Origin of the sequence: Veillonella tobetsuensis (genome assembly GCF_001078375.1) — a bacterium.
In the GTDB taxonomy this organism is placed as follows: Bacteria; Bacillota; Negativicutes; order Veillonellales; family Veillonellaceae; genus Veillonella; species Veillonella tobetsuensis.
Genome location: NZ_BBXI01000009.1, coordinates 263,942 through 276,694, shown reverse-complemented (window position 1 = coordinate 276,694; position 12,753 = coordinate 263,942). Strand labels below are relative to the sequence as shown.

11 protein-coding genes are annotated in these 12,753 nt (G+C 35.4%); 1 reads left to right on the top strand and 10 read right to left on the bottom strand.

What is annotated here, in order from left to right; all coding sequences use genetic code 11:
* Positions 1-6 precede the first annotated feature (6 nt).
* From prfB to VEI_RS04055, 7 genes are all read right to left on the bottom strand, one after another.
* Positions 7-1,114, bottom strand: a protein-coding gene (prfB, locus tag VEI_RS04085) for a peptide chain release factor 2 (RefSeq protein WP_223209322.1) whose coding sequence is annotated in 2 segments (ribosomal slippage) — positions 7-1,056 and positions 1,058-1,114 — 1,107 coding nt in all. Because the reading frame shifts where the segments join, the coding sequence is not laid out codon by codon here.
* 126 nt (positions 1,115-1,240) lie between these two features.
* Entirely contained in the window at positions 1,241-3,676 is a 2,436-nt protein-coding gene (gene secA / locus VEI_RS04080; protein WP_059362140.1) for a preprotein translocase subunit SecA, read from the bottom strand.
* A 203-nt stretch (positions 3,677-3,879) separates the two neighbouring features.
* Positions 3,880-4,413: a ribosome hibernation-promoting factor, HPF/YfiA family gene (hpf, locus tag VEI_RS04075; protein ID WP_059362137.1), complete on the bottom strand. Its 534-nt coding sequence runs from the start codon at positions 4,411-4,413 to the stop codon at positions 3,880-3,882.
* Between the two features lie 234 nt (positions 4,414-4,647).
* Positions 4,648-4,845 (bottom strand): cold shock domain-containing protein, encoded by a 198-nt coding sequence (locus tag VEI_RS04070; RefSeq protein WP_059362134.1) that lies wholly within the window; start codon positions 4,843-4,845, stop codon positions 4,648-4,650.
* Positions 4,846-5,310: 465 nt separating this feature from the next.
* Positions 5,311-6,030 (bottom strand): amino acid ABC transporter ATP-binding protein, encoded by a 720-nt coding sequence (locus VEI_RS04065; RefSeq protein WP_059362131.1) that lies wholly within the window; start codon positions 6,028-6,030, stop codon positions 5,311-5,313.
* Positions 6,027-6,677 carry an amino acid ABC transporter permease gene (locus VEI_RS04060; protein ID WP_059362128.1) on the bottom strand — a complete coding sequence of 217 codons (651 nt, stop codon included), beginning with the start codon at positions 6,675-6,677 and terminating at the stop codon, positions 6,027-6,029. Before VEI_RS04060 ends, VEI_RS04065 begins: the two co-directional genes overlap by 4 nt.
* Before the next feature lie 14 nt (positions 6,678-6,691).
* Positions 6,692-7,504: a basic amino acid ABC transporter substrate-binding protein gene (locus tag VEI_RS04055; RefSeq protein ID WP_059362125.1), complete on the bottom strand. Its 813-nt coding sequence runs from the start codon at positions 7,502-7,504 to the stop codon at positions 6,692-6,694.
* A 954-nt stretch (positions 7,505-8,458) separates the two neighbouring features.
* Here VEI_RS04055 and VEI_RS04050 point away from each other — a divergent pair.
* Positions 8,459-9,061 (top strand): HD-GYP domain-containing protein, encoded by a 603-nt coding sequence (locus VEI_RS04050; RefSeq protein ID WP_059362122.1) that lies wholly within the window; start codon positions 8,459-8,461, stop codon positions 9,059-9,061.
* Between the two features lie 54 nt (positions 9,062-9,115).
* Here the strand turns inward: VEI_RS04050 and VEI_RS04045 are convergent, their stop codons facing one another.
* Genes VEI_RS04045 through VEI_RS04035 form a run of 3 tightly spaced genes read right to left on the bottom strand, consistent with a single transcriptional unit; the run spans position 9,116 to position 12,752 of the window.
* Positions 9,116-9,835: a ComF family protein gene (locus tag VEI_RS04045; protein WP_059362119.1), complete on the bottom strand. Its 720-nt coding sequence runs from the start codon at positions 9,833-9,835 to the stop codon at positions 9,116-9,118.
* The gene (gene recD2, locus VEI_RS04040) at positions 9,835-11,988 is read right to left on the bottom strand and encodes an SF1B family DNA helicase RecD2 (protein WP_059362117.1); all 2,154 of its coding nucleotides are present in this window, start codon (positions 11,986-11,988) and stop codon (positions 9,835-9,837) included. The genes VEI_RS04045 and recD2 overlap by 1 nt, the downstream gene beginning before the upstream one ends.
* The gene (locus VEI_RS04035; protein ID WP_059362114.1) at positions 11,988-12,752 is read right to left on the bottom strand and encodes a shikimate kinase; all 765 of its coding nucleotides are present in this window, start codon (positions 12,750-12,752) and stop codon (positions 11,988-11,990) included. The genes recD2 and VEI_RS04035 overlap by 1 nt, the downstream gene beginning before the upstream one ends.
* Position 12,753 lies beyond the last annotated feature (1 nt).

Below are 12,753 nucleotides of genomic sequence, written 5' to 3'. Positions count from 1 at the left end.
TTGCACCTATACAGTTAAATTAGCTTCTTTCTTTAAATAGCCTTCAATAAATTGGTCTAAATTACCATCCATAACGGTTTGAACATTACCTGTTTCCACCGATGTACGATGATCTTTAACCATATTATATGGATGGAATACATAAGATCTAATTTGACTGCCCCATTCAATAGCTTGGTACGTACCACCAATCTGTTCCTTTAACTCAGCTTGCTTTTCTAACTCTAACTCAAATAATTTTGCACGCAATAAACGAAGTGCTTGTTCTCTATTTTGCATTTGAGAACGCTGTGATTGACACTGCACAACAATGCCTGTCGGTTTATGAGTCATACGAACTGCTGAATCTGTTTTATTAATATGCTGACCACCGGCACCACTAGCGCGATACGTATCAACTTGAACATCTTTCATGTCGATGTTAATTTCCACAGTATCATCAATTTCCGGCATAACATCGACAGCTGCAAAGGATGTATGACGACGTGCAGCAGCATCAAATGGTGAAATACGCACTAAGCGATGTACACCTTTTTCAGACTTCATATAACCAAATGCATATTCCCCTTTAACAAGGAATGTAGCACTCTTAATACCCGCTTCGTCACCAGGTTGTTCATCCATAAGTTCTACAGAAAAGCCTGCTTTCTCTGCCCAACGTAAATACATACGAATCAACATAGAACACCAATCTTGTGCTTCTGTACCACCAGCGCCAGCATGGAAGGTAAGAATCGCATTATTTGTATCGTATTCACCGCCGAGTAAAAGCAACACCTCTTGTTTTTCTACTGCTTCTTGAATATCATTGACGAATTGCTTGATTTCACTTTCCATAGAGAGATCTTCTTCTTCAATCGCCATATCTAACATGACGCTAGCATCCTCTATATCTGATACTAATTGCTTATATCCTTCAACGGAATTTTTTAATTGCGTTGCCTCTTGAGAAACTTCACGAGCCTTATCAGGATCATCCCAAAATGTAGGATCACTCATTTGAACATCAAGTGTAAAAATTCGATCTTCCTTCTGAGCGATGTTAAAGTGAATCCCTCATTCCATAAATTCGCTCTTCTAAACCAGAAATTATTGGTTTTAAATCATCTAACAATTTATGTCACCACCTTTGTGTCTCTACTACATTACCATAGTACTAATTTACTATATTACTGAAATGAAAAATGGCCGTTGCCCAGAAGGTAAAAGTCCCATTGAGCAACGTGCCATTTCACAAATGTTAATCTATGTTTTGTGGCTCCAACACATCTTCATGATGGGGTTGTGCACCTTCTAAGTGATCAACTGGTTCTTCAATTTCCTGAATCAATTGTGCACGAATTTTGTATAATGCCATGATTGTTTCATCTTGAATAGATTCAATCATGTGTTGGAACATATCGTAGGCTTCAAATTTATATTCCACCAATGGATTCTTTTGTCCATATGCACGAAGGCCAATCCCTTCACGAAGCATATCCATATTATCCAAATGTTCCATCCATTTACTATCGACAACACGTAGCATAATTGCTTTTTCAAGTTGGCTGAACATCGCATCGCCTAACAAGTCAATACGATCTTGATATTCGCTATGAGCGATTTCATGCAAGCGTTCATCCAATTCTTGACGCGTATATTCTTCCATTTCTTCTGTAGACATAATTTCAGAAGTTAAGAAGTATTGACTCAAGTGTTTATGTAAACCTTCGTAATCCCATTCTTCAGGATACAATTTTTCATCAGCATACGCATCGACAGCTTCTGTTACAAGCTTATCAATCATTTCAATGATAGTGTCTCGTAAAGAATCATTTCCTAAAATGCGACGACGTTGTTCATATAACACTTCACGTTGTTGATTCATAACATCATCATATTCCAAGATGTATTTACGAATGTTATAGTTATGATCCTCAACTTTCTTTTGAGCTCGTTCGATAGATTTTGTAATTAAGGAATGTTCAATTGGTTCATCTTCTTCCATACCTAATTTATCCATAATGCCAGAAATATTATCAGCACCAAAGATACGCATTAAATCATCTTCTAAGGATAAGAAGAATTGAGAGGAACCTGGGTCACCTTGACGACCAGAACGGCCACGTAATTGGTTATCAATACGACGGCTTTCATGACGTTCAGTACCCAAAATTGCCAAACCACCAAGTTCTGGAACACCTTCACCAAGAGTGATATCTGTACCACGACCAGCCATGTTTGTGGCGATTGTAACCATGCCCATTTGACCAGCATCTGCTACGATTTCTGCTTCCTGTTCATGATGTTTAGCGTTCAATACCTTATGTGGTACACCAGCGCGCAATAACATATCTGAAAGTTCTTCAGATTGAGTGATGGATGTAGTACCAATCAGAATAGGTTGGCCCGTTTGGTGACGTTCTACAGCATTGCGTACAACAGCACGATATTTAGCCGCCTTAGTTTTGAAGATAAGATCTGGTAAATCCACGCGAATCAATGGACGATTTGGAGGAATTGGAATAACGTCTAATCCATAAATATCGTTAAATTCTTTTTCCTCTGTTTTCGCTGTACCAGTCATACCAGACAACTTTTCATACATACGGAAGTAGTTTTGGAACGTAATAGATGCCAATGTTTGGCTTTCACGTTCAACCTTAAGACCTTCCTTAGCCTCAATAGCTTGGTGTAAGCCATCAGAATAACGACGACCGAACATCAAACGACCCGTGAATTCGTCAACAATAACAACTTCGCCGTCTTTTACTACATAATCCGTATCGCGATGCATCATAGCATGAGCGCGCAAGGATGCGCCCAACAAATGGTTCAACTCAATATTTTCAGCATCATACAAGTTTTCAACACCAAGCATTTTCTCTACTTTTTCAATACCTGAGTCAGTAGGTGCAATGGTCTTTTGTTTTTCATCGACAGTATAGTCTTCATCTTTCACAAGATGAGGCACTATCTTAGCTAATTTATAGTAATTGTCAGTAGAACGATTGCCAGGACCAGAAATAATCAACGGAGTTCTCGCTTCATCAATCAAGATGGAGTCCACTTCATCGACGATAGCATAATTTAATGGACGTTGTACCATTTGAGCTACGTCGGAAACCATGTTATCGCGAAGATAGTCAAAACCAAATTCATTGTTAGTACCATATGTTACATCAGCACCATAGGCTTGTTTACGTTGGTTGTAATCGAGGTTTGCAACGATGAGACCTGTCGAAAGGCCTAGAAAATTATACAAGCGACCCATTTGTTCACTATCGCGTGTAGCCAAATAGTCATTAACTGTTACAACGTGAACACCTTTACCTGTTAAAGCATTAAGGTATACAGCCAAGGTAGCCACCAAAGTTTTACCTTCACCTGTACGCATTTCTGCGATATTGCCTCTATGTAGGCAAATACCACCTAGTAATTGCACGTCAAAATGACGCATGCCAAGTACGCGCTTTGAAGCTTCACGACATACGGCAAATGCTTCCGGTAAAATGTCGTCTAAAGTTTCTCCCTTTTGTAAACGACGTTTAAACTCATCTGTTTTACTGACAAGATTAGCATCGCTTAATTTTACATAATTAGGTTCTAGTTCATTAATATGATCTACAATTTTGCGCATTTTTTTAACTTCTTTTGCGCTATTATTTCCTATAAGACTTTGTAAAAAGCCGAACAAACAAATCACTCCTCTTCGGGATATCTTACATTATTATATCTAACTTATTATACCGAAAAAGCCTTGAATAGTCAAAGAATTCAAGGCTTTTCTATAAAGATGTATATGCTATTACAAAAATGGATGCCCTTTCGGGCATCCATCGTCTATATGCTTCGGTTAGCCCAATGTAATAGGGCAATTAATTGGTAACCGACTATATATTATTGAATTTCTGGTTCAATCAAACCATAGAAACCATCATGTCTACGATATACAACATTCATTGTTTCTGTTTCTGCATTGAAGAACATAAAGAAATCATGTCCAATTAAGTTCATTTGCAAAATAGCTTCTTCTACATCCATAGGACGAACTGCAAAATGTTTGCGTTTTACAACTTCAATTTTTTCTTCTTCTACTGGTGTTTCAAGAGGTACTACGTCTGGATGGAAAGCTTCTGCACGTTTGAATCGTTTTGCCAAACGAGTTTTATGTTTATGGATTTGACGAACAATTTTATCTACTACCAAATCGATTGCTGCATACATATCATCGTTTGTTTCAACGCCGCGCAATACGATTTTATCTACGAAACATGTAATTTCGATAGTTGCTTTATCTCGCACTACAGATAAAACTGCTTGTGCATCTAACTCATCATCAAAGTAACGAGTTAGTTTGCCTAATCTTTTTTCTACGTACTCACGAAGAGCCGCTGTTACTTCAATGTTTTTACCTCTGATTGCTACTTTCATATGTCAACACCCTTTCTAAAAATCAACAACCAGTTTTAAGAATCTATTTAATTATTCTATTTCTGGTGTCTTATTTAGTATTTCTACATTTATGTGTAAAACTCCTCTTTTTCGAGTAATTTTTTATATTTTTAGTAGAAATATGTATTGTGCGCTATCAAACGCAAAAAAATCCCAACAAATCAAGCGTTGGGATTTTTATAATTTTGTTTTTATGTAATATTTGGTATGTATTTACGCTTTTACAACATTCGCTGCTTGTGGGCCACGATTACCATCAACGATATCAAATGTTACATTTTGACCTTCAGTTAAAGATTTGAAGCCATCATCTTGAATAGCAGAGAAATGAACGAATACATCACTTCCATCTTCTCTTTCAATAAAGCCATAACCTTTTTCTGCACTAAACCATTTTACTTTACCTAACATGGTAAGATCCTCCTAAAAAATATATTGTCTTACTGTCTTGCTTATATTGGTATCATACCATAGCATGTATAAAATATCAAATTCAAACTAAGCTATTTTCGACTAATTATTATACATAAATTATCATTATACTTTTCTAGATATATCACAAAAATATTGTATTTACATGGTTACGCAGGTTTTATTATATATTTCCTCTATTTATATTTATATGATTATTACAAGAATATATAATACCAATGAATCCATCCTTACTAATTAGCATGCATAAACTCTATAGACATCACAAATATTTATATATAACATCTATTAATACGAATTAATCTATTTTAGAAAAATCTTTATATTATAATCAATTCAAAGAGACTCATAAACAAGATATCAAAATTTTTTATATCTAAATGAATATAAAAATTAACCACCTACATTAACTTCATCTAATAATATAGGTGGCTAATTAAGTTCTTATAAGATTTTAGACAAGAACAATTTTGTTCTATCACTAGTTGGAGCATCGAATACTTGTGATGGAGAACCATCTTCTAATATAAGACCACCATCAACAAATAGTACTCTATCTGCTACTTCCTTTGCAAAGCCCATTTCATGAGTTACGATAACCATTGTCATGCCTTCATCGGCCAATGATTTCATAACATCTAATACTTCGCGAACCATTTCAGGATCAAGCGCAGATGTAGGCTCGTCAAATAACATAACTTTAGGCTTCATTGCCAATGCGCGAGCAATAGCTACACGTTGTTTTTGACCGCCAGAAAGAGAATCAGGATACACATTTGCCTTATCTGATAATCCAACGCGCTCTAATAATTTCATTGCAATGTCATTAGCAGCTTTTTTATCAGTTTTTCGTACATTAATTTGTGCTAAAGTTAAATTTTCAAGAACAGTCATATGCGGAAAAAGATTGAAGTTTTGGAACACCATACCTACTTCTGTTCTAACCTCATTTAATTTATTCTTGTCAGACAAATCCATGCCATCCACAATGACTTGACCACTTGTAGGTTCTTCAAGATAATTCATTGTTCGTAATACTGTACTTTTACCAGAGCCAGATGGACCAATGATTACTACAACCTCACCTTTATCAATATGAAGGTTGATACCTTTTAATACTTCATTTTTACCAAATGATTTTCGTACATCTTTTAAATCTATCATTTTACGTTATATTTCCTTTCAAGGTAAGCTACCAATCGAGAAATCGGTAATGTCATACATAGATAGATAATAGCTACCGTTCCCCAAATTTCTGTGGCTGCATAAGTCTTTGCAATAATCAACTGACCACGACGCATCAATTCTTCAAATCCGATTACAGATACAAGAGAAGAATCTTTCAACATCGCAATAAATTCATTACCCAAAGGAGGAATTGACGCCTTGAAGGCTTGTGGAATAATGATATGACGCATTGTTTGCCACCATGTGAGACCTAGCGAACGACCGGCCTCCATTTGACCTTTATCCACAGATTGAATACCAGCACGGAATATTTCAGATACATAAGCACCAGAGTTAATACTACATGCTGCAACAGCTGCTACATAAGGATCAATTCGCATACCAATAATTTGAGGTAATGCAAAATAAATCATAAAGATTTGTACAAGCATTGGTGTGCCACGAATGATGTCCACATAACACTTAGCAATTAAGCGAATCAAAATAAAATTCGACATTCTCGCTAAGGAGACAATCAAACCAATAATAAAACCACAGCTTACTGCTACTGCTGTAATTTTAATGGTCATCCAAGCACCATATAATAATAATTGTAAATTACTCGTTATGACATTCCAGTCCATTTATTACTCCCTAATTATTTAAAATCTAACACTACAGGCATATCTGCAGGTGCATCTACATTAAACCATTTTTTGTATAATGTATTGAACTCACCATCAGCTTTCATATCTGCAATTGCTTTGTTAATTTGTTCTTGCAACGCTTTATTGTCTTTATTCATAGCTAAACCAAGATATTCCTTAGTATTTGGATATGCCAAGATTTGAATTTTAGCATCTGGATGTTTTGTGCTGTAATATTGGGCAACAGGTAAATCGATGACAGTAGCATCAACACCACCATTTAATAGTTCCAATAAAGCTTCATTACTATGATCAAATACCTTAACTGTTGTACCTTCAATTTTATGAGCTAAATCAGAACCAGTTGTCCCCATTTGAGCAGCGATTTTCTTATTTTTCAAATCATCTAAAGAATGGATATTACCATTATCTTTATAAACGATGGCTAACGCATTTTCATAATAAGGGGAAGAGAATAGTACCTTTTCACTACGTGCTTTTGTAATAGTCATGCCAGAAGCAGCCACATCAATATCATGCGTATTTAATGCAGGAATCAAAGCATCAAAAGATACATTTTTAAGCTCTACATCTTTATTAATACGTTTACCAATAGCACGAATCAACTCAATGTCAAAACCAGTGTAATCTTGTGACTTATCATCTTTAAACTCAAATGGTACAAAGGTAGCATTTGTACCTACAACGATTTTATTATTAGCTGTTGAAGAAGTAGTATTAGAACCACAACCACCAATTAAAGAAGCGGCCATAACAACCATCAAACCACCTAAAACTAATTTTTTTACTTTTTTATTAAACATAATCTTAACCTCATACTATAACTAAATTTATTTATATAGTATATATAGAAAGTATATTTATGTCAACAATTATGTATAAAAAAATCACAAAAAAGCAGTATATCAATGAATTTAAAATTATTTTTATACACATCACGAATTATTATACATGAGTTGTATAATAAAAATAGCATACCAATAGGCTATATTAATATTTTATTATATACATATGTATAAAAGAAAAAAGCACATGAGAAAAGCCTCATGTGCCCGTAATACGGCTGACCTGGTCTTTGCCCCCACACTCGCCTGCTGGAAGGTTCGCTCATAAGCCCTTGGCTCCCCACTACTACTCCTCTCGGTTACCCGGCAGGACTTACATCTAAGCCGCACCATGCTCACAGCCCTTTAGACTGCTTATGTGGATCGTTTCGCCTGCGACTGGCCTCGACTTGCAACCACAGACCCGTATTTTCATATTATAGATTATAAATTATATCTATGTCTATATCTATATAATAAATCTTCTAACCATATTTTTATTTATATACTATATCCCCAAAAGGCTTATAACTTTACTTAGTATGACCTATGAAAATTATATAATTTAATTGCAATCAACTCAAACAAACATACGTATTCTCTAATATCACTGTTATGAGAATAAAAAAAGCAAGTCTTAATTTTTATGTATAGAAAATAGGAATAGGAATATAAAATAATTCTTCATTTTTTTATTAGATTTCTTAAAACTAGTTTTTCACATCCCACTATTAAGGCATTCTTTTTTTGTCAACTATTTTTATTATGCTAAATATGAATACCTATTCAAAAAGCAAACATTATACCGATACACAAAATATATTATTTAGTGTATAATACGAATACTGTTAAAGAAGAACGGATTACAAGTTGTACGATGTAACTTCCTTGGGGGTTTGGATTTTACATTCATGTATGTTAGAGGGGTTTATTATGTTTATGTTATCATTAATGCAGCCTTCAGGACTGTATGAATTGGAGAAAGATAGTTTAGAGGCCATTAGTGCTCAACTATTACAAATGATACAAATGAAGAGCTATCACTTGTATACACATTCTGTACAAGTATCAAATTATGCAGTTAGTATTGCTGCTAAAATGGGGCTTCCATTAAATGAAATCGAACAAATCCGTCATGCTGCACTATTACATGACGTAGGGCTTTTAATGATTCCTAATGCGATGATTCAAAAAGCACCTTATTTGAATAAGCAAGAAATGTCTAAATACAAACAACATGCTGCTAGTGGTGCGAATATGATTGAAAACTATCCATGTTGCCAACAAATTTTATCATATATTCGCTATCATCATGAGAAATGGGATGGCTCTGGTTATCCAAAACATTTACGCGGTCCTAATATTCCATTAGGTGCTCGTATCATTGCAGTAGCTGATTATTATGATTCCACTGTTAATCCATCCACTGAATTTTGGGCAAAAACCAAGGCCAAGGCAAAAGAAGAATTATTTAGTGCATCAGGTTCCCTCTTTGATCCAGATGTAGTTAAAGCATTTATCGATGTATTAGGCTAAACATTACATCCATAAGGCGATAACAGATTCCAATTCTGTTATCGCCTTTATTTTTTAAAAGCTCCCGCTTGCAATAGTAAGGGCTTCTATTGTTTGAGGACTATACCTCCTTAATACACGTGCCGCTGACTCCAACGTAGCTCCAGTTGTATAAATATCATCAACGAGTAGAATTCTTTTATCCCTTATCAATGATGAATCAAAATTATTATTCCACAAAAAAGCATCCTCTATTGTGTTTCTCCGCTCACTGCCTGATAATGACCACATTTCCTTATGAGTATCTAATTTATATAAACAATCAAACCATTGGAAACATTTATCCTCGCAATCCTCTAAAATCGGCCTATTACTGTTCTGTTTATCTTTAAATGTATGACGCTCATGATTTGTAAATGATAAAACCCAATTATAGAAAAATTGGTCTACCTGATTATACCCCCTACTCTTTTTCTTTTCATAACTAGAAGGTATGGGAATAACATAATGCGGTTTATATGAGTGCATCCTCAAGTTGTACGATGCTAAAAAAGGAGCAGCCCCCTTGGACTGCTCCTTTTTTTTGTTAAATTTAACATCATATATCATAGACTTAATACCACCTATATAATCAGCTAAAATCCAAACTGAATCTAGTGAGGATAATAACTTGGAAGGTACTTGTCTAATATTAAGAACTGCTTCAATACAAGAATCACACCAATCCCCTTGTTGTTTTACATGAGCACCACAATGAGGACAAACAGGGGGAAATAAAAAATCAAATAGATTCATTATCCATCACATCTTCCTTGTAAACGTTCTTTAAATAAAGTGTATCGTTCTTCACCATTAACGGTTTTTACAGCTCTTTCTACAGAGCTTTTCGTGCCAATCATAATGACCTTACGCTTAGCTCTTGTAACAGCTGTATACAGCAAATTGCGTTGTAGCATACCACCATACATAGGTACAAACGGAATAATAACAACGCCATATTCACTACCTTGGCTCTTATGAACAGTTATAGCATAGGCAGGCATAATCATATGTGCTTCATCGATGGATAGGCGCACCTCTTTGTGAATAAAGCGGATACAAATATCTGACTTAGTAATAGCATATATAACGCCAATCTCGCCATTAAATACTTCTAATTCATAATTGTTAAGGATCTGTATAACCTTGTCACCAACACGGAAGGTAATACCATTAACACGAACCTCCCCTTTATAACTATCGGGAGGGTTTACCGATTGTTGTACATATTGAGATATAGTAGTACTACCCGCCTTACCACGACGCATAGGTGAAATAATTTGAATATCTAATTCATCATCGACATATTCTTTTTCTCGTTTATATACATCAATGATGGCCTTCATCATATCCCCTAAGGAATTAACAGGTATGAAAGTAAACTCATCACTGGTTATATCTAGACTAGGCATTTCGCCACGATTGATAGCATATGCACTATCAACTATACTATTGCCCGAGCTTTGACGATAGATATGTTGCAACCGTGTATAAGGAACCATATCGCTATCAAGTAGGTCTTTTAATACGAAACCAGCACCAATTGGTGGCAGTTGATCAACGTCACCAACGATGATAACGTGTGCCTCCCGAGGGATGGCAGACATCAAAGAATAAAACAATCGCACATTAAGCATCGATGATTCATCGATGATGATAACATCAATATCAAGTGGATCATCTTCATTTTTTGTAAAGTCATAGGAATCACTACCAGCTACAGGCATAAGCAATCGATGTATAGTTGTAGCTTCAAACTCAGTAGCCTCTGTCAAACGCTTTGCCGCACGACCAGTAGGTGCACAAAGAATAATACGCCCTAATCCACCTAATTGAAACCCCTTTACCAAGGCCTTAATAATCGTAGTTTTACCAGTACCAGGACCACCTGTAATTAATGAAAACTTTTCAAAAAAAGATAGTTCAATAGCTTCCTTTTGCTCTGAACCAAAGGTTATATGATTATCTGCTTCAAATCGCTCAATAAAACTAGGTATATCTAGCGATATAGGATCTGCTTCAATTAAGAAATCACGCGTATAATGAACGCCCTCCACCTCTGAAACATACATTTCAGGAGGATACACATACAATATATCATCATAATAGGTACTATAAACGATACCTTGACTAATAAGCGAATCAATATGATTAGCTATTAAGTCGGCATCAATCTGCAATAAATCATAGGTGCGACCAATTAATTCATCTACAGGCAAGCAGGTGTGACCTTGATTATCTAAATTTCCTAAAATCCAGTTAACACCTGCTTCTAATCGCCGTTCATCATCGGCTTCTATACCTAAATTCACAGCCAATGTATCGGCTGTATTAAACAACATATCCGGTGCAATACGCAACAAATTATACGGATTATCACGTATAACATCTATAGAGGACGCGCCATAATAGGTATAAACAGTACGAGACCATTTAGATGAAATTTGATGAGACTCAAAAAAGTGATTTAAATCAGATAATATACCTTCCCCCAATAAGGTGTTGTATAATTCATCCTTCACACCCTTGCGCAAACCCGGTACATCCTTGATTTCCTCAGGTCGTTCCTCGCGTAATACATCTAGAAGACGAATACCAAAGTAGTCACATATTTTATCTATCGACTTTTCACCTAAGCCTTTTATGCCTAAGTTCATCAAATACAGCCTAGCAGACCCCATATTATCGGGCTTCAATTTCTCAATGCTAGATGCATCAAATTGAAAACCATATTTTTGGTGTTCTACATAACGACCCTTTAATTCAACATCTTCCCCCTCATTAGGGGCTTCGAAGCGTCCAGTACAAGTTATGTATTCCTCATTATAATCCTTTACAAGGAATACACAATACGTGTTCTGCGTATTCTGATATATAATTCGGTATACAAATCCTCGTAATGCGTCCATTATTTCTCCGTATTAGGTAATGCTTCGATAATTTCTTGAACAGCATCAGTAATACTGCCTTCATTACCGATTTTAATATGGGCTACTTGTTCATATAGAGGATAACGTTCCTCGTAAACATTGAAAATATACTCAATGCTTTCTTTCACAAGTGGTCGAATTTCTAAATCTAAATCATCGAGAATATGATTAACATCGCGATTTACAAATACAACAAGACCATTATTTCTCATAAGGTTTACGATTTTTTCGGACGTAACTGTACCACCGCCAGTAGCTATGACAGACGGTTTATTATAAATTAATTCTTTGATGGTTTCATACTCGTATTCGCTAAATGCATCTTTACCATCATAGATAAAAATATTCTGTACAGATTTCCCCACTTTATCTTGAATAGTTTGGTCAAGATCATAGAAATCACGGCCTAATTCTTTCGCAAGGACCTTACCAACCGTAGTTTTACCTGCACCAGGCATACCGATAAGGAATATATGCTTATGCATATGTTCTTTTAAGAACTCATTGCTAATAGAAATAACATCCTTCATATAAGATTCGATATATGTCAACATACGTGGATCTTTACTATTAGTTTTTAGGCTAGAAATAATCTCTTGATCCCGATCTTCGTCAATAAGAGGTAAATGATGTTCATCCTTAAATTTACCGATAAATTTAATAATAGATAAGCGTTGTTCAAATAACTCTACTAACTGTGCATCAATACCATCAATTTGTTTGCGTGCTTCTTTAATATCCATA